We start from the raw sequence: 23,096 nt of genomic DNA on the forward strand, positions 1-23,096 counted from the left end.
GGTGTGGCAGAAGCATTTGATCTCTGCATATTTGATTTTTCCGGCGCGCTTGTCCATGCTCCCGCGCGAGCACCTGATCGCCCCCGGACGCGCGACCAACGCACGCCAAACAACGGAAACGCCGATGAGCATCTTCGATCTGAGCGGCCGTGTGGCCATCGTCACCGGCGGCAATGGCGGCATCGGCCTCGGCATCGCGCAGGCACTGGCCGCGGCCGGCGCCAGCGTCTCGATCTGGGGCCGCAACGCCGACAAGAATGCGATGGCGGCCGCGACCATGGCGGGCAGCGCGGGCAAGGTCGACAGCCAGGTCTGCGACGTCACCGACACGGCTTCGGTGAAGGCCGCCATGGATGCCACGCTGCAAAGGTTCGGCAGGGTCGATGGCTGCTTTGCCAATGCCGGCATCGGCGGCGGCGGACGCCACGCCTTCATCGATCGCACCGAGGAGCAGTGGCGCAGCATGTTCGCCACCAATCTCGACGGCGTGTTTCACGTCTTCCAGGCAGCGGCGCGGCACATGACCGAGCGGGCGGAAGCCGGCGACAAGTTCGGCCGGCTGGTGGCGACCTCCAGCCTTGCGTCGATCTTCGGCACCGCGCGCAACGAGCACTATGCCGCGACCAAGGCCGCGATCAACGCGCTGGTCCGCGCGCTCGCCGTCGAACTGGCGCGCCAGGGCGTCACCGCCAATGCCATCCTGCCGGGCTGGATCAAGAGCGACATGACGGCGGGCCTGATGGCCAACGACAAGTTCGTCGCCAATGTGATGCCGCGAATTCCGATGCGCCGGTTCGGCGAGCCGTCCGACTTCGGCGGCATCGCGGTGTATCTGATGAGCAAGGCGTCGTCCTATCACACCGCCGATACATTCGTGATCGACGGCGGCTATACGGCGTTTTGAGGCGAACACTCCGCTGCCGTCATCCTGAGGCGCGAGCCACTTGGCGAGCCTCGAAGGATGCGGCGACAAGCGCAGGCGGCACATCCTTCGAGGCCGTCGCAAGTGCGACGGCGCCTCAGGATGACGGCCGAGTATGTTGAGCGCTCGTCAGGATGCCGCCGCCTTGTGCGTGACCGTCTCCACCGTCATCGCAAATCCCTCGTAATCCTTTGCCGCGACGTCGTTGCAGATCTGTCGGTAGACGCCGACGCCGCCGATGTAGGGCATGAAGATCTGCGGCTTGCCGGGGATGTTGGCGCCCATGTACCAGGAATTGGCCTGCGGATAGAGCGTGCCCTGCGCGACCTCGTTGACATGGGCCACCCATTTGTCTTCGGCCGGGCGCATCGCCTCCATGGTCTCAACGCCGCGGTCGCCCATATAGGCGAGGCAGTCGGCGATCCAGTCGACGTGCTGCTCGATGGACACGATCATGTTCGACAGCACCGAGGGACTACCGGGGCCGGTGATCAGGAACAGGTTGGGGAAGCCGGCGCTCATCAGGCCGAGATAGGTGCGCGGGCCTTCCGCCCATTTGTCGTTGAGCGTCTGGCCGCCCCGTCCGCGAATGTCGATCTTCGCCACCGAGCCGGTCATCGCGTCGAAGCCGGTGGCCAGCACCAAGGCATCGACCTCATAATCCTTGCCGCCGCTGCGCACCGCATGCGGCAGGATCTGCTCGATCGGATGCGAGCGGATATCCACCAGCTTCACGTTCGGGCGATTGAAGGTGGCGTAGTAGTCGGTATCGACGCAAATGCGTTTTGAACCGACAGGATGGTTGTCCGGCTGCAGCAGTCTTGCGGTCTCGGGATCCTCAACGATCTCCGCGATTTTTTCGCGGATGAAATTCGCCGCAGTGTCGTTGGCAGCCTGCTCCAGCGCGAGATTGTTGTAGACACCCATGAAGGTCAGTCCGCCCGATGTCCAGCGCGCCTGGTATTTCTGGCTCCTGATATCGTCGGGATCGTCGAGCGCGCCGCGGTCGGGCACCACCTGCAGGATACCGTTCTTCATATCCTCTCGGGCGCGCCGACGCAGCTCTGCATAATCCGCGCGCCAGCGCGCGCGCTCCTCGTCGGTGAGCGGTGCATTGCGCGCCGGCACGCTGAAATTGGCGGTGCGCTGAAACACCAACACCTGGCTCGCCTGCTCGGCGATCAGCGGAATGGACTGAATCGCCGACGAACCGGTGCCGATCACACCGACGCGCAGGCCGGTGAAGTCCACCGGTGCATGCGGCCAGTGGCCGGTGTGATAGACCTCGCCCTGAAAATCGCGCAGGCCCTTGAACTCCGGCATCCGGGCATTGGACAGGCAGCCGGTGGCCAGCACGACATGGCGCGCGGAAACGCTGCCGCCGGAGGTCGTCACCGTCCAGCGGTTGCTGTGCTCGTCGAACACGGCGGACTCGACGCGGGTGTCGAGCTGAATATCGCGGCGCAGGTCAAAGCGGTCGGCGACGTGGTTGGCGTAGCGCAGGATTTCCGGCTGCGGCGCGTAGCGCTCGCTCCAGTTCCACGTCTGCTGCAGTTCGTCGTCGAACGAAAACGAATATTGCATGCTTTCGACGTCGCAGCGCGCGCCGGGATAGCGGTTCCAGTACCAGGTCCCGCCGACATCACCGCCCTGCTCATAGACCCGCGCCGTAAGACCGAGGCCGCGCAGTCGGTGCAGCATGTACAGGCCGGCGAATCCGGCGCCGACCACGACGACGTCATAGCGCGCGGCTGGCTTGCCCTGGGCGGATTGCGGCTGCGTGGCCATGGTGTTGCTCCCTGCGTTTTATTTTGCTTGTTGCGCCCAGCATTTGCCCCATGACGCGAAAGCGCAAGCAGGAAATCGGCGACGCGCACGGCCGATATTTTGCCGGGCGGAATGACATTGTACTGCTGTCGTCCCCGCGAAAGCGGGGATCCAGTCAACGCGCCTTCCGAGCGACTCGCTTGCGCGACGGCAAACTGGGTCACCCGCTTTCGCGGGTGACGACAATGGCAAAAGCTTCGCCTCTCTTGGCACCACCGCATCCCCTGCGCTAGCGTCGCAGCAACCCGCCGAACGAGCGGGCACGACCCCGCCGGGAGCAACGCATCATGAAATCGCCAATCTGCGCGATGCTGGGGATCGACTTTCCCCTGCTCGCCTTCAGCCATTGCCGCGACGTGGTCGCCGCCGTCAGCCGCGCCGGTGGCTTCGGCGTGCTCGGCGCCACCGTGCATTCGCCGGAGGCGCTGGAGCAGGAGCTGAAGTGGATCGACGCCCACGTCGATGGCAGGCCCTACGGCATCGACGTGCTGATCCCGGAGAACATGTCGACGGCCGGCGAGAAGAACGTGACGTGGAAGAGCCTGGAGAGCCGCGTGTCGCCGGCGCATCGCGATTTCACCGAAAACCTGCTGAAGAAATACGGCATCGAGCTCACCATGACCGAAGTGCCGGCCGACCAGCCGCAGCCATTCGACGGCACGCGGGCGCTGGAACTGCTCGACGTGTCCTTCAACCATCCGATCCGGCTGATCGCCAATGCGCTGGGCGTGCCGCCCAAGGCAATGATCGAGATGGGCAAGCAGCACGGCGTGCCGGTCGCGGCCCTTGTGGGCGCCCGGGAGCACGCCATCCGCCAGGTGGCGGCGGGCGTCGACATTCTAGTGGCGCAGGGCACCGAGGCCGGCGGCCATTGCGGCGAGGTATCGACCATGGTGCTGGTGCCGGAAGTGATCAAGGCCATCAAGCCGATCCGCGACGTGCCGGTGCTGGCCGCTGGCGGCATCATGACCGGACGGCAGATGGCGGGGTGCATGGCCATGGGGGCCGCCGGCGCCTGGACCGGCTCGGTGTGGCTGGCCACGGTGGAATCCGAGACGACGGAGATCTTTCGCGAGAAGATGATCGCCGCCTCGTCGCGCGATGCCGTGCGCTCGAAGGGCCGCACCGGCAAACCCGCACGGCAATTGCGTTCCGTCTGGACCGACGCCTGGGATCGCGGGCCGGACAGTCCGGGCGCGCTGCCCATGCCGTTACAGAGCATCATCAGCCGCGACGCCTTCGCCTCCATCGATCGTTCCGCCGCGGCTGGCAATGCCGCCGCGCGCGACCTGGTCAGCTATTTCGTCGGCCAGGGCGTCGGTCTGATTGACAGCGTCAAATCCGCAGGCGCAGTTGTGCAGGAGTTCAAGGAAGATTTTGCCGATGCCGCCGAGCATCTGGCTGCGCTGGTAGCGGAATAGATGGAGCTCGCAGCCATCCTTCGAGGCGCGCAACTGCGCGCACCTCAAGATGACGATAAGCTTGTTGCAGCCGTCACCCTGAGGTGCTCGCCGCTTCGGCGAGCCTCGACGGGCGACGGCGAGATGATGACCTAAGAAAGTGAAACAACAAAATGACCGACCAAACTGAAGACCGCATTCCCGTCATCGTCGGCGTCGGCGAATTCTCCGATCATCCGAAGGAGATCGCCGCCGGCCTCGAGCCGCTGGCGCTGATGGTGCAGGCACTCACGCGCGCGGAACAGGACAGCGGCGGCAGGCTGCTCCACGACATCGACTCCCTCGACATCGTGAATTTTCTGAGCTGGCGCTATCACGATCCGGCAAAGCTGCTCAGCGACAGGCTCGGCATCGCACCGAAGCATTGCTACTACGGCCCTGTCGGCGGCGAGAGTCCGATCCGCTACATCCACGAGGCGGCGCAACGTATCGCGCGCGGCGAATCCCGCGTGGCGGCGATCTGCGGCGCGGAGGCGCAGTCGACCGCCACCAAGGCCGAGCGCGCCGGCGTGACACTGCCGTGGCCGCCCTTTGCCCATGACGCGCCGGAGCCGCTGCGCGGCGCCAACTACCAGAGGCCGATGGCCGCCACACTCGGCATCGCCAAGCCGGTCACGGTGTATCCGTTCTACGAAGCGGCGACGGCCGCGCATTGGGGGCTGACGCCGCGCGAAGCGGCCGAAGAGTCCGGCGAACTGTGGGCGCGCTATGCCGCAGTCGCCGCCCAAAATCCCGAAGCCTGGATCAAGAAGGCCTACACGCCCGCCGAGATCACCACGCCCACTCCCGACAACCGGCTGATCGCCTGGCCCTACACCAAGCTGATGGTGGCCAACCCGATGGTCAACCAGGCGGCGGCGATTTTGGTGACCAGCCTCGCGAAGGCGCGCGCCGCAGGGATCCCTGAGGACCGCATGGTGCACATCCACGGCGGCGCCTCGGCCGAGGAGCCGCGCGATTATCTCGATCGTGACCAGTTCTACGAAAGCCACGCCCAGAATGCGGTGCTGACGGCGGCGATGGATCTGGCCAACGACAAGGGCTTCGACGCCATCGAGCTATACAGACTGCTTTCCCTGCGTGCCAAAGATGGCGCGGCGGACGCTCGGCCTCGGCGCCGACGTGATGCCCACGGTAACCGGCGGCCTCACCTTCTTCGGTGCACCGCTCAACGACTACATGGCGCATGCCGCCTGCGCCATGGTGCGCAAGATCCGCGCCGGCGCGACAACCGGCCTGCTCTATGGCCAGGGTGGCTTCGTCACCAAACATCATGCGCTGGTGCTGTCGTCGCAACCTCCCAGGGACGCGCTGGCACAGGACACCAACGTGCAGGCCGAGGCCGACCGTAACCGCCGGCCGGTGCCGCGCTATGTCACGGAAGCATCGGGCAACGGCACGGTCGAGAGCTTTACGGTGATCTACGGACGCAACGGCAACGCCGAGCACGGCGTGGTGATCCTGCGCACCGCCGACAATGCCCGCGCCCTGGCGCGTGTGCCGGCTGATGGCGCCACGCTGGCGCATCTGATGAACATGGACCGCAGCCCGGTGGGGACGGTGGGGACGATCAGCGCGGCTGGGGACGGCGTGCTGGAGTGGAAAGTGGGGTAGCGGCCTCGGGCGCTGTAGTCCCCTCCCCCCTCGTGGGGGAGGGTGGCCGCGCGCAGCGCGGGCGGCAGAGGGGGGCCACGGGCTCTGAAGCAAGAGCCCCTCTCCCGTCTCGAACCCCGCTTCGCGGGGCTTCGATCCACCCTCTCCCGCCTGCGCGCAGCTTCGCTGCGCTTGTGGGAGAGGGAAAAACAGAGCCGCGTTGCTTTGTCAATCGGCCGTCAGAACTACTCTCAGCCCTTCACGTCCTGCTTTTCCGACGCTGTGGCCGGCTTGGTGTCTTTCGCCGTATTCGACACCCGCACCTGGTCGCCGTCGTTCAGACCATCCGGCGGCGCGGTGACGATGCGATCGTCCGGCGTGATGCCGGAGCCGATTTCGATGTCGCGGCCGAGGTCGCGGGCGATGGTCACGGGCTTGAACAGGATCCTGTCGTCCGCGGTGACGGTGGCGACGCGCAGGCCGTCCTTGCTGAAGATCAGCGCACCGGCCGGGATGTGCAGCGGCGCGCTGTCGCGGATCAGGCTCATCTTCACATTGGCGTAGCCGCCCGGCATCAGTTCGCCCTTCGGATTGTCCAGCACCAGCTGCATGCGGGTGGTGCCGGAGCCGACATCGACCGACTGCGAGGAGGCTTCGACGGTCGCCGGGAAGGTCCGGTTCGGATAATCGGGGACCGAGATGATGGCCTTGGCACCGATCCGGATGGCCGGCACATAGCTCTGCGGCACATCGACATAGACGCGCAGCTTCCTGATGTCGGAGATCACGAACATCGCCAGCCCCGTCCCGGTGCCGCCGGAGATCAGCGCGCCGACGTCGGTGTTGCGCTGGGTGACGACGCCGTCGAACGGCACGGTGATCTTCTTGTAGCCGGCCAGCGCTTCCAGCCGTTCGACATTGGCGGTGCCGGAATTGACCGCCGCCTTCTTGTTGGCGAGGTCGGCGGAGCGCTCGTCGATTTCTTGCGCCGACACGAAGTTCGAGGCGACCAGCGACTTGCGGCGGGTCAGCGTCGCCTCCGACAGCCGGGCGCTGGACTGCTGGCTGGCGAGGTCGGCGCGGGCCTGCAGCGGCTGCTGGTCGAGATCGGGCGCCTCGATCTCGGCGATCACCTGGCCGGCCTTGACCTGGGCGCCGATGTCGGCGCTCCACTCCTTTAGATAGCCGCTGACCCGGGCGAAGATCGGCGCCCTTGTATAGGCCTCGAGCCGGCCCGGCAGATCCAGCGTCGCGTTGAGCGCCCGCGGGTCGGCGTTGGCGACCGCCACGCTCGGGATCGCCTGCGCTTCCGTCCAGCTCCTCAGCTCGCTGTCGGTCTTCGCCCGCGCCATGATGCCGGTGACGACGATGGCCCCGGCCGCGCACAGGCCGACAACCCCGACCAGCCCGAGTTTGCGCAGGGACACCGGCTTCGCGTCGACCTGCTTGGGATCAGTGGACATGCGACAACTCCGAGCTGCCCGCTTCCGCAGGCGACTGCTTCTTGTGGACCATACTGAAGACCACCGGGACGAACACCAGCGTGGCAATCGTAGCAAAAATCAGGCCGCCGATCACGGCGCGGCCGAGCGGCGCATTCTGCTCGCCACCCTCGCCCAGCCCCAGCGCCATCGGCGCCATGCCGATGATCATCGCCAGCGCGGTCATCAGCACCGGCCGGAAGCGGACGAAGCCGGCTTCCGAGGCGGCGGCGATGGGGTCGCCGAGGATGGCGTAGCGCTCGCGGGCGAAGGAGATCACCAGCACCGAATTGGCGGTAGCGACGCCCATGCACATGATGGCGCCGGTCAGCGCCGGCACCGACAATGTGGTGTGGGTGATGAACAGCATCCAGACGATGCCGGCGAGCGCCGCCGGCAGCGCGGTGATGATCACGAAGGGATCGGACCACGACTGGAAATTGACCACGATCAGCAGGTAGATCAGCACGACCGCGCCGAGCAGGCCGAACAGCAGGCCCGAGAAGGCCGAATTCATGGTCTGCACCTGGCCGAGCAAAGCGACGTTGCTGCCGCGCGGCACATCAGCCCTGGTGGCGTCGATCACCTTGTAGATGTCATTGGCGACCGCGCCGAGATCCCGGCCCTGGGTGGTGGCGTAGATCTGCACCATGGTCTGAATGTCGTATTGCGACACCACGGCGTTGGAAGCCGATCGCCTGATATTCGCAACACCGCCAAGGATCGGCGTTGTGCTTGCATTGACGGCAGTGATCGGCAGCGTCTCCAGGGCGCCCAGCGAGTCCATCCTGTATTGCGGCGTCTGCATCACGATGGAATAGGAAATGCCGTTGTCCGGATTCAGGAAATAGGTCGGCGCCACCTGCGAACTGCCCGCCAGATTGACCACCAGCGAATTGGTGACGTCGCGTGCGGTGAGGCCGACATATTGCGCGCGGGTGCGGTCGACATCGACGTTGAAGCCCGGATTGTTCGGTGACTGCTGGATGCGCGCGTCGGCGATCCCGGGAATGCGGCGCATCTGCGCCAGCAGCTTGCTGGCATAGGCATAGTTGCCGGCAAGGTTGTTGCCCCTGATCTGCAGATCGATGGGGGCCGGCGCCCCGAAGTTCAGGATCTGACTGACGATATCCGCGGGCAGGAAGGCGAAGCTGACGCCGGGGAACTGCCGCGGCAGTTGCTCGCGCAATGCCTGCACATAGAGCGCGGTCGGCTTGTGGTGTTCCTTCAGCTTGATCTGGAAGTCGCCGTCCTGCGATCCGATCACGCCGGTGTTGTTGTAGGTCAGATTGATGCCGGAGACGGGCATACCGATATTGTCGGTCATCGCGTCGATCTGGTCCGGCGGAATGATCTTGCGGATCGCCTTGGTGATGTCGGCGAACTGGTTGGCGGTTTCCTCGACCCGGGTGCCGACCTGGGTGCGCACATGCATCAGGATGCTGCCGCCATCGACGGTGGGAAAGAAGTTGCGGCCGAGGAACGGCACCAGCAGGAAGGAGACGGCGACAACGCCGAGAAAGCCGACCACGAACACCGGACGGTGCGAGAGCGCCAGATCGAGCAGCCCGTGATAGCCCGCGCGAAATCGTTCGAAGCGGGCCTCGAAGCCGCGCTGGAATTTCACCAGCGGGTTGCGCGTGGGCGGTCGCTCGCCCTCGGCATGCTGCACGTGCTTGTGCAGCAGGTATTTGGCCATGGTCGGCACCAGCGTGCGCGACAGCAGGAACGACCACAGCATGGCGAACATCACGGCTTCGGCCATCGGCACGAACAGGAAGCGCGCAATGCCGTTGAGGAAGAACATCGGCACGAACACGATGCAGATGCACAGCAGCGACACGAAGGCCGGTACCACGATCTGGTTGGCGCCGTCCATGATGGCCGGCTCGACGTCCTTGCCGTGCTCCAGATGGTAGTTGATGTTCTCGATGGTCACCGTGGCATCGTCGACCAGGATGCCGACCGCCAGAGCGAGGCCGCCCAGCGTCATGATGTTGAGCGTCTCGCCGATCATCGACAGCATGATGATGGCGCCGAGGATCGACAGCGGGATCGACACCGCGATGATCACCGTCGAGCGCCAGGCTGCCGAGAAACAGCAGGATCATCACGGATGTCAGCAGCGCTGCGATGACGCCTTCGACGGCGACGCCCTCGATGGCGCCGCGCACGAACGCCGACTGGTCGCCGATATAGCTGATCTTGACCCCGTCCGGCAGCGCCGGGCCGTAATCGATCACCTTCTGCTTGATGCCGGCGATGATATCCAGCGTCGACACCGAGCCGGCCTTCAGCACCTGCATGATGACCGAACGGCTGCCGTCGACATGGACGATATTGGTCTGCGGCGAATTACCGTCGCGCACAGTGGCGATGTCGCGCACATAGAGCATGGCGCCGTTGACGCTGCGGATCGGCAGGTTGCCGAGTTCGTCGATCTTCACCGCGGCATTGTTGAGATTGATGGTGTATTCGAACGCACCGATCTTCTGGGTACCGACCGGCGTGATCAGGTTCTGCGCGGCCAGTGCGTTGGCAACGTCCTGGCCGGACAGGCCGCGCGCCTGCAGCGCGCCGGGGTTGAGATCGATGGTGACCTGCCGCTGCTTGCCGCCGAACGGAAACGGAATCGCCGCGCCGGGCACGGTGACGAGCTGCGTGCGCAACTGGTTGAAGGCGATGTCCTGCGGCTGCTGTTCGTTGAAGCCTTCGCCGGACAGCGCGATGTTGATGATCGGCACCGTCGACGCCGAGTAGTTCAGGATCAGCGGCGGAGTCGCGCCCGGCGGCGGCTGCCGGATCAACGTCTGGGAAATCGCCGTGACCTGGGCGTTGGCGGTGCGGATATCGACATTGGGCTGGAAGAAGATCTTGACGATGCCGAAGCCGGCATAGGAATTCGCCGAGATGTGTTCGATGTCATTGACCGTGGTGGTCAGCGCACGCTGGAACGGCGTGGTGATGCGCCCGGCCATCTGGTCCGGCGGCAGGCCGGTATAGCCCCAGATAACGCCGATGACGGGGATGCGGATCTCGGGGAAAATATCCGTCGGCGTGCGCAAAGCCGCCAGCGGGCCGACGATCAGAAGCAGCAGCGCGAGCACGACGAAAGTATAGGGTCGGCTCAACGCAATGCGCACCAAAGCAATCATCGAACAGGTATTCCTCAAATGCCGTGGGGACGATGCGCAGGACCTTCCATTCGCCGGCAAAGATTTACCTGAACCCCGCAGAATAGCCAACGTCCGCGGCATCAGACCGCTTCACTTCGAGGACATCAGTGCGATTTGGCACCCGGCCGTGGCGGCGGGGCAACCGTTTTGAGCCCGAGAGCGACGGCGTGCCGACTTCACGATGCGCAATGCCTGTTTTCTGCGCGCCGCGCCTGCCTATTGAGACACCTTCGCGCAAGACGATTGTGCGGCGGTGCCTGACGCTGACGGAACCCAGTGCGACGCGCAGCGCGTGATCGCCCCCGCGCCCGCCCGCTATTCGCCGGTCAGGCGGCGCGGACCGTGTCGAGGAACCTGCCGACCTCGTGCTTGAGCCGGTTGCTGTCGCGCGACAGCGACCGCGCCGCCGACAGCACCTGCGTCGAGGCCGCACCGGTTTCGGTAGCTCCGCGCTGCACGTCGGTGATGTTGGCCGAGACCTGCTGGGTGCCCTGCGCCGCCTGCTGGACGTTGCGGGAAATCTCCTGCGTCGCGGCGCCCTGCTCTTCCACCGCCGAGGCGATGGTCGAGGCGATTTCCGACATCTGGGCGATGGTGACGCCGATCTCCTTGATCGCGCTCACCGACTCGCCGGTCGCCGCCTGCATGCTGTCGATCTGCGCACTGATCTCTCCGGTCGCCTTGGCGGTCTGCTCGGCCAGCGCCTTCACCTCCGACGCCACCACCGCGAAGCCGCGGCCAGCCTCGCCAGCGCGCGCCGCTTCGATGGTCGCGTTCAACGCCAGCAGATTGGTCTGGCCAGCAATGTTGTTGATCAACTCGACGACGTCGCCGATGCGACTGGCCGCGGCCGCCAGCACGCCGATCCGCTCGTTGGTCTTTTCCGCCTGCATCACCGCTTCGCTGGCGATGCGCGCGGAATCCTGCACCTGGCGGCTGATCTCGTTGACCGACGACGCCATTTCCTCGGTGGCCGAGGCCACCGACTGCACATTGGTGGACGCTTCTTCCGATGCCGAAGCCACCGTGGTGGCGAGATTTTCGGAGCGCTCCGCCGTGGCGGTCAGGGTGGCGGCAGACGCCTCCAGCTCGGTGGAGGCCGACGACACGGTCTCGACGATCTCGCCGATCATGGCTTCGAAATCGCTGGTGATGCGGTCGAGCCGCTGACCGCGCTCGATCTTGGCCTGCGCATCGAGGCCGGCGGCTTCGTCAGCAGCGCGCTTGTCGATCAAGGCCTGTTTGAAGACCTGAAGGCTGTCAGCCATCATCCCCATCTCCGTCTTCATGCCCTGATGCGGCACCACGGCGGTGAGGTCGCCGGTGCCCAGCGCCGTCATCGGCGTGACGATCGAGGCAATGCCGCGTGATACGTCGCGCACGAGATAAATACCGACACCGACGCCGAATACAACGCTCACCCCGAGAATGACCGCAAGAACTCCGAACGCCGTTGCATAGTCGCTATCGGCAGCCTTGCCTGCGGCATCTGCGCCCCTGTTATTCAGATCGATATCCTTTTCCAGGGTGATATCGGCCGCTTTTCCGAGATCGTTGACCTTGCTTTCATTGAGGTCGTTCGCCTCATGGGGAATTTTGCCGACGCTGGCATGCGAAAGAGCGAGCACCTCCTGGGCGCCTGCTCCATAAGCGGTCCATTGCTCGCTCCATTTGTCATAGAGCGCCTTTTCCTCCGCAGAGGTGATCAACTTCACATAGCCGTCGCGGATCCTGGCGATCACCTGGACCACTTCGCTCAATCGTTTCTCGGAAGCAGCCTTGGCCGGCGCGGTCTCCGCCAGAATGTGCTTGCGAATAATATTCCGGTAATTGATGGTCTCGGCCCGCAATTCCGCGACGGCACGCACGCTCGGCAACCAGTTGGTCCGGATATCGGCGGCCTTGGCGTGGATCGACTGCATACTTCGGACGGCAAGCAATCCGAGCCCCGACATCGACAGCAGCAGAATGGAGATGACGATCGTCATCTTCATTCGAATTGAAAATTGAGAAAACATGTCGTTTCGAATCCTGGTGTTCCGTGGTCAGCACCATCGAAGGCGAACCGAGGCGGCTCATCGTGCGAGACAAAATCCTCGCGAGAACCCTGCCGTTCGGGCAAAGCAGGCCCCGGGCGAACACGCTAATCCGATATTCATCACGAATTGCTAAATCGCAGACCCGTAGAATTACGAGTTTCCCACCAGAAACTACCGTCGGCACAACAGTTCGCACCGCGCCGTGAAGGCGCCGGCAAGCTGATGCGTCATTTGTCGGCTCTCGCGGTATTTAGATGCATATCTGGCGGCGAAACATCAGTAGCTTCGATGGAGTGCTGCCGTGTCAGAGGAGTGGACGCAGGCGCGCGCTGGGCCGACCGTCACGCGTCAGACAGGTCGTCGCCTGTCGGGGCAAGCGACGCGAGTTCATCGCAATGTCTTCAGGCGGCGCGAACCGACGCGAGGAACTTGCCGACCTCGAGCCTGAGGCGGCTGCTTTCTGACGACAGCGACTGCGCGGCTGAATGCACCTGCGACGAGGCCGAACCGGTCTCGCTGGCGCCATGCTGCACATCGGTAATGTTGGCGGAGACCTGCTGGGTGCCCTGCGCCGCCTGCTGTACATTGCGGGCAATTTCCTGCGTCGCTGCGCCCTGCTCTTCCACCGCCGAGGCGATGGTCGAGGCGATCTCGGACATCCGCCCGATGGTGGTGCCGATCTCCTTGATCGCGTCCACGGACTCCTGCGTCGCGGCCTGGATGCCGTTGATCTGGGCGCTGATCTCACCGGTCGCCTTGGCGGTCTGCTCCGCCAGGGCCTTCACTTCCGAGGCGACGACGGCGAAGCCGCGGCCCGCATCGCCGGCGCGAGCCGCCTCGATGGTCGCGTTCAGCGCCAGCAGGTTGGTCTGGCCGGCGATTGTGTTGATTAGTTCGACGACATCGCCGATGCGGGCCGCTGCCTTGGCCAGCTCGCCGACGCGGTCGTTGGTCTTCTCCGCCTGCGCCACTGCCTCGCTGGCGATGCGCGCGGAGTCCTGGACCTGACGGCTGATCTCGTTGACGGAGGACGCCATCTCTTCGGTGGCGGAGGCAACCGACTGCACGTTGGTGGAGGCCTCTTCCGACGCCGCCGCCACCATGGTGGTCGGCTGTTGCGACCGTTCGGCCGTGGCCGTCAGCGTGCCCGCCGACGCCTCCAGTTCGGTCGAGGCATGCGAGACGGTTTCGACGATCTGGCCGATCATGGCCTCGAAATCGCGGGTGATGCTGTCGACCCGCGCGCCGCGTTCGATCTTGGCGTCGGCCTCGATGGCCGACGCTGCATCGCTGGCCCGCTTGGCGATCAGTGCCTGCTTGAACAGCTCCAGCGCATCCGCCATCCCGCCGATCTCGGTCTTTTCGCCCCGGTGCGGCACCGTTGCAGACAGATCGCCTTCGCCGAGCGCCTGCATCGGCGAGGCGATCGAGGCAATACCCGCGGAGACGTCCTTGACCAGATAGACGCCGACACCAATGCCGACCGCCGCCGAGACGCCGAGAATGATGGCCAACAACGTGAACGCCGAATTGTAGCTCTCGGTCGCCCGCTTGCCCGATGCTTCGGCGCCGTTGTTGTTCATCTCGATGATCTTCAGCAGGACGAAGTCCGCCTTGGCACCGAGCGGATTGACAGTCTTGAGATTCAACTCATGCGCTTCGAGTAACCCCTTGCCGAGGTTCTTGCGGTCCAACGCCAGCAGGCTCTGGCTGCGGGAGAGGTAGTTTTCCCACTCCGTGGACCACTCGCTGTAGACGGCGCGCTCTTCCGCACTCGAAATCAGCTTTTCAAATTCGGAACGCTGATCGAGGATCCGCTTGGCAATCTTGTCGATGCCCTTGTCGACCGCTTCCAGCTGTTCGGCATTCTGCGCCAGGATGTGCGCCCGCATCAGGTTGCGATAGTCGATCGTCGTGGCGCGCAGCGCGCCGAGCACGCGAACGCTGGGCAGCCAGTTGTCCTTCAGCTCCGCCGCATTGGCATTGATCGTCTGCATCTTGCCAACTGCCAGCAGGCCCATGCCGGTCATCGCCACCAGCAGGAATGAAATGACGATGGTGATCTTGGCGCGAATGGAGATGCGGGCAAGCATGGTCGTGTCCTTTTGGCCGTGGGTCGATGGGCACGACACCAGCATTGGATTGGGACACTCTGCGGGTATTTTGTTAAGGATAAGTAGTAAGCGCGGTAAAGAAGTTCTATCGCTCCCTGCTTTCGACCAACCGCCAGCCGACGGCCTGCCCGACGACCGGCGCGCCGACCTTGCAGCGAATCGCGGGTCTCAGGCCGCGCGTACCGAGCTCAGGAACCTGCCGACCTCAAGCTTGAGTCGGCTGCTCTCGGTGGATAGCGACTGCGCCGCCGACAGCACCTGCGACGAGGCCGAACCGGTCTCGCTGGCGCCATGCTGCACGTCGGTGATGTTGGCGGATACCTGCTGGGTGCCTTGCGCGGCCTGCTGCACGTTGCGGGAAATTTCCTGCGTTGCTGCGCCCTGCTCTTCCACGGCCGAGGCGATGGTCGAGGCGATCTCGGACATCCGGCCGATGGTGGTACCGATTTCCTGGATGGCGTTCACCGACTCCTGCGTCGCGGCCTGGATGCCGTTGATCTGGGCGCTGATCTCACCGGTCGCCTTGGCGGTCTGCTCGGCCAGCGCCTTGACCTCGGATGCCACCACCGCGAAGCCGCGGCCGGCATCGCCGGCGCGTGCCGCCTCGATGGTCGCATTCAGGGCCAGCAGGTTGGTCTGGCCGGCGATAGTGTTGATCAGTTCGACGACGTCGCCGATGCGGGCCGCGGCCTTGGCCAGCTCACCGACGCGATCGTTGGTCTTTTCCGCCTGCGCCACCGCCTCGCCGGCGATACGCGCGGAGTCCTGCACCTGGCGGCTGATCTCGTTGACCGAGGACGCCATCTCTTCGGTGGCGGAAGCGACCGACTGCACATTGGTGGAGGCTTCTTCCGATGCCGCGGCCACCATGGTGGTCAGTTGCTGCGACCGCTCGGCCGTGGCCGTCAGCGTTCCCGCCGACGCCTCCAGTTCGGTCGAGGCATGCGAGACGGTTTCGACGATCTGACCGATCATGGCCTCGAAATCGCGGGTAATGGTATTGACGCGCTCGCCGCGGCGGATCTTTTCCTCGGCATCGACCATGGCTGCGTCATCCGCGGCCTTCTTGTCGATCAGCGCCTGCTTGAACACCTGCAGCGCGTCGGCCATCGAGCCGATCTCGGTGGTCTCGCCGCGATGCGGAACCACCGCGCTGAGGTCGCCATTGCCGAGCGCCTGCATCGGCGTGACGATCGAGGCAATGCCGGAAGATACGTCGCGGACCAGGTAGATGCCGATGCCGATGCCGAGCACTGCAGCAATCGTCAGCGCGATCGCCTGCGCCATGAAAGCGAAATCGAATGTTCCGGCAGCGTATTTCCCGGCTTCCGCCGCACCCTTGTTATTGAGGTTCACCGCCGCGACCAGAAGCTCCTCGGCCTTCTGGCTGATCGGATTGACCGTCTTGGAATGCAAGGTCTGCGCCTCGGCGGCAACCTTTCCGGCGCTGGCGCGGGATAGCGCAATCACCTCCTCGGTGCCCTTCTTGTAGACGTCCCACTGACGCTTCCAGTCGTTGAACAGCGCGCGCTCTTCCGGCGTGTTGATGATCGACTCGTATTTGTCGCGGGTTTTCACGTTCAACTGGTCCCGCTCGGCCATCATGCCGGCCATCCGGTCCTTTTCGCCGGCCGCTTCATTGAGCATGTGCTCCCGGATCATGTTGCGATAAATGCCGATGCCGACTCGCAATTCGCCAAGAGTCCGCACCTTCGGCAGCCAGACATTCTCGATTTCGGCAGCGCTGGAGTTGATTGACCTCATGCTGCTGACCGCCAGCATGCCCGACACCAACATGATCATCAGCAGGAATGCGATGACCGAGGTGATCTTGGCGCGGATCGAAAGTCTGGCGAGCATGGTTACCGTGTCCTCATTGCGCTGGGGTCGTTGGGCACGACACCAGCATCAGATTTGGACACTCTGGCGGTATTTCATTAAGGAGAAGTAGCAAGCGCGGTAACCAATTTCGATGGCTCCCTGCTTCTGTCCCCGCCATGGGCGGGGACTCTCGTCGGCCGTCCGGCCCGCCGCTGCGCGCCGGCCTTGCAGCGAATCGCCGGGTCTCAGGCCGCGCGTACCGAGCTCAGGAACTTGCCGACCTCCAGCTTCAGGCGATTGCTGTCCGACGACAGCGATTGCGCCGCCGACAGCACCTGTGACGACGCCGAACCGGTCTCGCTGGCCCCGCGCTGCACGTCGGTGATGTTCGAGGACACCTGCATGGTGCCTTGCGCGGCCTGCTGCACATTGCGGGAAATCTCCTGCGTTGCCGCGCCCTGCTCCTCCACCGCCGAGGCGATGGTGGACGCGATCTCCGACATCCGCCCGATGGTATCCCCGATTTCCCTGATCGCCCCCACCGACTCCTGCGTCGCGGACTGGATGCTGGAGATCTGCGCCGAGATCTCGCCGGTGGCTTTCGCGGTCTGTTCGGCCAGCGCCTTGACTTCGGAGGCCACCACCGCGAAGCCGCGGCCGGCTTCACCAGCACGCGCTGCCTCGATGGTCGCATTCAGCGCCAGCAGGTTGGTCTGGCCGGCGATGGTATTGATGAGCTCGACCACATCGCCGATCCGCGAGGCAGCCTGTGCCAGTTCGGCAACGCGGTCATTGGTCACGCGCGCCTGATCGACGGCCTGGCTGGCGATGCTCGCCGAGTCCTGCACCTGGCGGCTGATCTCGTTGACCGAGGACGCCATCTCTTCGGTCGCCGACGCGACCGATTGCACGTTGGTCGAGGCTTCCTCCGAAGCCGCGGCAACGGCAGTTGCCAGGTCCTGCGCACGTTCCGCGGTCGCCGTGAGCGTACCTGCTGAAGCCTCAAGCTCCGTCGATGCCGACGACACGGTATCGACAATCTCGCCGATCAGGGCTTCGAAGTCGCGGGTGATCTTGTCGACGCGCTCGCCGCGCTGAATCTTCTCTTCTGCCTCGACAGCGGCCGCTTCGTCGGCGGCCCGCTTGTCGATCAGCGCCAGCTTGAACACCTGAAGCGTCTCAGCCATCTTGCCGATCTCGGTGGTCTCGCCCTGATGCGGCACGACTGCGGTCAGGTCGCCCTGGCCGAGCGCCTGCATCGGCGCGATGATCGAGGCGATGCCTCTGGAGACGTCGCGCACCAGATAGATCGCGATGCCGGCGCCGATCGCGATGGCGAGGCCGAGGACGACCGCCAGCAGCATGAAGGCGTTGTTGTAGGTTTCGGTGGCCGCCTTGCCGGCCGCGTCGGCCCCGGCGTTGTTCAGCGCCATATCCTTTTCCAGAAAGGCGTCGGCCTTCTGCCCGAACGGATGAACTTCGCCTTCATTCAGCTGGATCGCCTCGTCGGCGCTGCGGCCAGCGTCGCGCCGCGACAACGCCATGACTTTCTGGGCGGCGGGTTCATACAGATCCCACTGCCGGCTCCATGAATCGTACAATGCGCGTTCGTCCGCCGAGCTGATGTATTTCTCGTAGATCCGCCGAGTCTTGTCGTTGTCCGCGAGGATTGAGGCAACCCGCTTCTCCACCGCCGCCTTGCCATCCGCGGTCTTTGCCAACAGGTGTGCCCTGATCGCGCTGCGGTAGGAGTATACCCCGGTCTTCAACGCACTGAGCGCACGCACGCTCGGCAGCCAGTTGGTTTGGATATCAACCGCGTTGGCGTTGATCGCCTGCATCTTGGTGACCGCGAACAATCCCACCGTCGCCAGGACAATCAATAGGAACGAAACAACGACCGTAATTTTGGTGCGGATGGAGTAGCTAGTAAACATGACCAGGTTTCCGTTTTGTCTGATGCCAGGCGACATGGCGGCAGTTCAGATTGCCGGGCTATCCTCGGCGCATAAGGTTAAGGCGGCGTGCAGGGACCCAGTACCTGCGCACATGACTTCCATGCGTGCGATAGCGGCCCTGAGCACCGATGCATCGGATTAATTCAACTGATGCGTACGTCATCGGACCAACGGCGCCTTGTTTACTTCATGAGCCTGAGCGCATCCTCAACGAATCCCGGACCGGCGAAATTCCCAGACTTCAGCGGCAGCAGCTTGGCGATCAGCACCGGACCCTGCCCGATCCGCGCGCGTGCCCAGGCGAGCGCATGCTCCACTTTCGCAATCTGCAGCAACTTCGCCTGCAAACAACTGCCGGCAAGGCACGCCGCGGCGCCGCCGACCGGCTCGCCTTCGTCGGTCCCGCATGTTGCAGCCGCCACCCGGCCCGCCCCTGCGCGCCGGCCTTGCAGCGAATCGCCGGGTCTCAGGCCGCGCGAACCGCACTCAGGAACTTGCCGACCTCCAGCTTCAGGCGATTGCTGTCCGACGACAGCGATTGCGCCGCCGACAGCACCTGTGACGACGCCGAGCCGGTCTCGCTGGCCCCGCGCTGCACGTCGGTGATGTTCGAGGACACCTGCATGGCGCCTTGCGCGGCCTGCTTCACGTTGCGGGAAATCTCCTGCGTTGCCGCGCCCTGCTCCTCCACCGCCGAGGCGATGGTGGACGCGATCTCCGACATCCGCCCGATGGTATCCCCGATTTCCTTGATCGCCCCCACCGACTCGTGCGTCGCGGACTGGATGCTGGAGATCTGAGCCGAGATCTCGCCGGTCGCCTTCGCCGTCTGTTCCGCCAGGGCCTTCACTTCCGACGCCACCACCGCGAAGCCGCGGCCGGCTTCACCGGCACGCGCTGCCTCGATGGTCGCATTCAGCGCCAGCAGGTTGGTCTGGCCGGCAATGGTATTGATGAGCTCGACCACATCGCCGATCCGCGAGGCAGCCTGCGCCAGTTCGGCAACGCGGTCGTTGGTCACGCGCGCCTGATCCACGGCCTGGCTGGCGATGCTCGCCGAGTCCTGCACCTGGCGGCTGATCTCGTTGACCGAGGACGCCATCTCTTCGGTGGCCGACGCCACCGATTGCACGTTGGTCGAGGCTTCCTCCGAAGCCGCGGCAACGGCGGTTGCCAGATCCTGCGCGCGTTCCGCAGTGGCCGTGAGCGTGCCTGCTGACGCCTCGAGCTCCGTCGATGCCGACGACACGGTTTCGACGATCTCGCCGATCAGGGCTTCGAAGTCGCGGGTGATCCTGTCGACGCGCTCGCCGCGCTGAATCTTCTCTTCTGCCTCGACGGCGGCCGCTTCGTCTGCGGCCTTCTTGTCGATCAGAGCCTGCTTGAAGATCTGCAACGCATCGGCCATCGATCCGATCTCCGTCTTCATGCCCTGGTACGGCACCATCGCGGTGAGATCGCCGCTGCCGAGCGCCTGCATCGGCTTGACGATCGAGGCGATGCCCAACGACACGTCGCGCACGAGATAGACGGCAACGCCAATGCCCAGCCCCCCCGAGATCCCCAGCAACGCGGTCAGCATGAGGAACGCAGAATCATATTCCGCAGACGCCGCCGCACCGGTCTCGTCGGCTCCCTTGTTATTGAGGTCGATGTCCTTCTCGAGGGTAGTGTCGGACAGCTGCCCCAGCGGAATAACCTTGGTCTCGTTGAGATCCTGGGCATCTTGCGGGAACTTGCCGACGCTCTGATTGGACAGCGCCAAAACTTCCAGCGACGCCGTCTTGTAGACGTCCCACTGCCGAGCCCATTGGCTATAGAGGGCACGCTCCTCCGGAGACGAGATCAACTTTTCGTATTGAGCACGGAATTTGGCAAGATTCTCAAGAAACTTCGCCAGCCGCTTCTCGGCGTCCACCTTGGCCTCGACCTTCGGCGACAACAGATGCCCGCGAACAACGTTGCGGTACGAAGCGACGCTGCTACGCAGTTGTCCCAGCAAACGCACGCTCGGCAGCCAGCTAGCCTGAATTTCGACCGCGCGGGCATTGATTGCCCGCATGTTCCGGATCGCCAGAAAGCCCATTCCCGCCATGCCGATCAGCAGGAAAGAAACGACCAAACTAATCTTGGCGCGGATTGAAAGGCGAGCAAACATGAATGAGGATTCCTCGGCGCAAACCGTTGGCGTGAAAATGAGCGATACTTTGTTATAATTCTGACGCACATGTCGGCGTCTGTAGAACAGCAGGCTGAAATCACGCCGACGTTCGCAACGGTAAATCTGTCAGACGAAGCTTAAAAAGAAGAGTAGTGTAAAAAATATATGAGCACTCTGGTGGTATCCTAGCGACTATTTCGGGCAGCGACGGTAGTTTGAAACCACCTCAAGCGAGCGATTTATTATCACCTTTCAAAACAGACCACCGCCAGTTGATCAACGCGACGGCATCCGTGAAAAATCCAGGCCCCTCGAAGTTGCCCGACTCAACGCCAGCAGCTTTCTGCCACCAATCGGACATATGGCGCACAGCTCCAGAACGCCGGGCGCAATCGCGGCGCCGGCAAGGAAGCCGGGGATGGCATTCTAAAACAAACTTATGTGAGTAATTTAGTATCTCTCTGCAAACAGGCCACCGTCAGTTCATCAAGGCGACGGCATCTGTGAAAAATCTGGGCCCGCCGAAGTTGCCTGACTTCAACGCCAGAAGTTTGCTGTCGCCAGTTGGACATATAGTGCGCAACACCGGAACGCCGGGCGCGATCTCGGCGCCGACAAGGAAGCCAGGGATCTTGAGCCGGTCGACGACCGCACCCGACGTCTCGCCACCCGCGACAATCAATCGACGCACGCCGGACTGCATGAGCCCTTCAGCCAGATCGGCCATCGCCTGTTCGATCGCATGGCCGGCCGCATCGCGGCCATGCCGCGCCTGCACGGCGGTCACTTGATCCGGCGTCGAGCTCGATGCGATCAGCACCGGCCCCTGCCCGATCCGCGCGCGCGCCCACGCCAGCGCCTCTTGCGTTTCCGTTGGGCCAGCGATGATTTTTTCCGGATCGAGGCGCAGCACAGGCATCACCCGCTCCGCCGCCGCGATCTGCTGTAACGTCGCCTGCGAACAACTGCCGGCGAGACATGCCGCGGCGCCGCCGACCGGCTCGCCCTCATCGGTCCCGCATGTTGCAGCCGCCACCCGGCCCGACGCCAGCAGCGCACGCGCCAGTCCAAGCCCAAGTCCGGACGCGCCGACCGAGACACGATGGCTCAACGCCACCGTGCCGATCGTCTCGAGGTCGAGGCCGAACACCGCGTCGGCGATGGCCGCGCCAAAACCCTTGGCAGCGAGTTCGTGCAGATGTGCCTGCACCGCCTCCGGCCCGCGCGTGACGGTGGCGAGATCAAGCAGGCCGATCCGCGTCGCGCTCTGCCGCGCCAGCACGCGCACAAGGTTGGAGTCATGCATCGGATTGAGCGGATGATCCTTCAGCGGGCTTTCGTTGAGCGGCACGCTGCCGACGAAGAGGTTGCCTTGATAGACGGAGCGGCCGGTCTCCGGAAAGGCCGGTGTCACCAGCACCATGGCGTCGCCACTGTCGGCGCGCAGCGCGTCCATCACCGGACCGATATTGCCCTTGTCGGTGGAATCGAAGGTCGAGCAGATCTTGAACAGCACGTGTTCGGCGCCGCGGCTGCGAAGCCACTTCTCCGCCGCGCGCGACCACGCCACCGCTGTGTCGGCGGCGACGGAGCGGCTCTTCAGCGACACCACGACCGCATCGACCTCGGGCAGCGCCAGATCGTCAGCGGGGATGCCGATGGTCTGCACCGTGCGCAAGCCGCAGCGGGTCAGGGTGTTGGCGAGGTCGGAGGCGCCGGTATAGTCGTCGGCGATACATCCCAGCGCCAGCGTCATGTCCTCGCTCCGGCGTAGGGTTGAAACCAGCCGAGCCCGGCGACCGTGTCGCCGGCCGGGCGATACTCGCAGCCGACGAAATTGTCGTAGCCCAGCCGGTCAAGTTCATCGAACAGGAACGGATAGTTGAGTTCCTCGCCGGGCTCGTTGCGCGACGGCACGCTGGCGATCTGGATATGGCCGATCAGCGGCAGCATCTCGCGGAGCCGCATGGTGACGTCGCCGTGCAGGATCTGGCAGTGATAGATGTCGAACTGCAAACCGACATTGGGAATTCCGAGGTCGCGGATCAGGTCGCAGGCAAAGCCGAAATCGTTGAGGAAATAGCCGGGCACGTCGCGCGGGTTGATCGGCTCGATCACCACGTCGACGCCGTGATCGCCGACAAAATTCGCGGCCCATTCCACCGATTTGCGGAATGCCGCCACCGCCTTGGGGTCGCGGCGATCGGCGATGCCGGCCATCAGATGCACGCGGCGAACGCCAGTGGCCTTGATATAGGGCAGCGCGGTCTGCACGCTGTGCCGCAACGCGTCGAACTTGTCCGGCCGCGCCGCAAAGCCCTTCTCGCCGGCATTCCAGTCGCCCGGCGGCAGGTTGAACAGCACCTGCTTGAGATCGTTGCGCTGCAGCCGCTCGGCGATGGCTTCCGGCGGATGCTCGTAGGGGAACAGGAATTCGACCGCGGTGAAGCCGGCCTTGGCCGCCGCATCGAAGCGATCGAGGAATTCGTGCTCGTTGAACATCATGGTGAGATTGGCAGCGAAGCGGGGCATTGAATGTCCTCT

The 23,096-nt window shown here is 64.3% G+C and carries 12 protein-coding genes and 2 pseudogenes; 3 read left to right on the forward strand and 11 right to left on the reverse strand.

The window, feature by feature from the left end:
• Positions 1-124: 124 nt before the first annotated feature.
• Positions 125-904: an SDR family NAD(P)-dependent oxidoreductase gene (locus tag ACUXVA_RS00320; RefSeq protein WP_265082092.1), complete on the forward strand. Its 780-nt coding sequence runs from the start codon at positions 125-127 to the stop codon at positions 902-904.
• Between the two features lie 147 nt (positions 905-1,051).
• Here ACUXVA_RS00320 and ACUXVA_RS00325 read toward each other — a convergent pair whose 3' ends face one another.
• Positions 1,052-2,710: a flavin-containing monooxygenase gene (locus tag ACUXVA_RS00325; protein ID WP_265082091.1), complete on the reverse strand. Its 1,659-nt coding sequence runs from the start codon at positions 2,708-2,710 to the stop codon at positions 1,052-1,054.
• Between the two features lie 326 nt (positions 2,711-3,036).
• On the opposite strand from ACUXVA_RS00325, the gene ACUXVA_RS00330 reads away from it, so the two are divergent.
• Together ACUXVA_RS00330 and ACUXVA_RS00335 are read left to right on the forward strand one after the other, a co-directional pair.
• On the forward strand, positions 3,037-4,170 hold the full coding sequence (locus ACUXVA_RS00330) for a nitronate monooxygenase (RefSeq protein WP_445490276.1): 1,134 nt from the start codon (positions 3,037-3,039) through the stop codon (positions 4,168-4,170).
• A gap of 152 nt (positions 4,171-4,322) precedes the next feature.
• Positions 4,323-5,823, forward strand: a pseudogene (locus tag ACUXVA_RS00335) (acetyl-CoA acetyltransferase).
• A gap of 230 nt (positions 5,824-6,053) precedes the next feature.
• On the opposite strand, the gene ACUXVA_RS00340 reads toward ACUXVA_RS00335, so the two are convergent.
• From ACUXVA_RS00340 to otnI, 10 genes and pseudogenes are all read right to left on the reverse strand, one after another.
• Positions 6,054-7,265: an efflux RND transporter periplasmic adaptor subunit gene (locus tag ACUXVA_RS00340; protein ID WP_445490278.1), complete on the reverse strand. Its 1,212-nt coding sequence runs from the start codon at positions 7,263-7,265 to the stop codon at positions 6,054-6,056.
• A pseudogene (locus ACUXVA_RS00345) lies at positions 7,255-10,438 on the reverse strand (efflux RND transporter permease subunit). The gene ACUXVA_RS00340 and the pseudogene ACUXVA_RS00345 overlap by 11 nt, the downstream one beginning before the upstream one ends.
• 347 nt (positions 10,439-10,785) lie before the next feature.
• Positions 10,786-12,477 (reverse strand): methyl-accepting chemotaxis protein, encoded by a 1,692-nt coding sequence (locus ACUXVA_RS00350; RefSeq protein ID WP_445490280.1) that lies wholly within the window; start codon positions 12,475-12,477, stop codon positions 10,786-10,788.
• A 422-nt stretch (positions 12,478-12,899) separates the two neighbouring features.
• Complete coding sequence (locus tag ACUXVA_RS00355; RefSeq protein ID WP_445490282.1) at positions 12,900-14,591, reverse strand: methyl-accepting chemotaxis protein; 1,692 nt, start codon at positions 14,589-14,591, stop codon at positions 12,900-12,902.
• 189 nt (positions 14,592-14,780) lie between these two features.
• Complete coding sequence (locus ACUXVA_RS00360; protein WP_445490284.1) at positions 14,781-16,472, reverse strand: methyl-accepting chemotaxis protein; 1,692 nt, start codon at positions 16,470-16,472, stop codon at positions 14,781-14,783.
• A gap of 206 nt (positions 16,473-16,678) precedes the next feature.
• A complete protein-coding gene (locus ACUXVA_RS00365) occupies positions 16,679-18,370 on the reverse strand; it encodes a methyl-accepting chemotaxis protein (RefSeq protein WP_265082085.1) in 1,692 nt (563 codons plus the stop codon).
• A 203-nt stretch (positions 18,371-18,573) separates the two neighbouring features.
• The gene (locus tag ACUXVA_RS00370) at positions 18,574-18,726 is read right to left on the reverse strand and encodes a hypothetical protein (protein WP_445490287.1); all 153 of its coding nucleotides are present in this window, start codon (positions 18,724-18,726) and stop codon (positions 18,574-18,576) included.
• A gap of 131 nt (positions 18,727-18,857) precedes the next feature.
• On the reverse strand, positions 18,858-20,549 hold the full coding sequence (locus tag ACUXVA_RS00375) for a methyl-accepting chemotaxis protein (RefSeq protein WP_445490289.1): 1,692 nt from the start codon (positions 20,547-20,549) through the stop codon (positions 18,858-18,860).
• Between the two features lie 481 nt (positions 20,550-21,030).
• Positions 21,031-22,308, reverse strand: coding sequence for a 3-oxo-tetronate kinase (gene otnK / locus ACUXVA_RS00380; protein WP_445490291.1), 1,278 nt, complete (start codon positions 22,306-22,308; stop codon positions 21,031-21,033).
• A complete protein-coding gene (otnI, locus tag ACUXVA_RS00385) occupies positions 22,305-23,084 on the reverse strand; it encodes a 2-oxo-tetronate isomerase (protein ID WP_265082083.1) in 780 nt (259 codons plus the stop codon). The genes otnK and otnI overlap by 4 nt, the downstream gene beginning before the upstream one ends.
• Positions 23,085-23,096: the final 12 nt, after the last annotated feature.

This window comes from Rhodopseudomonas sp. RCAM05734 (assembly GCF_052658035.1).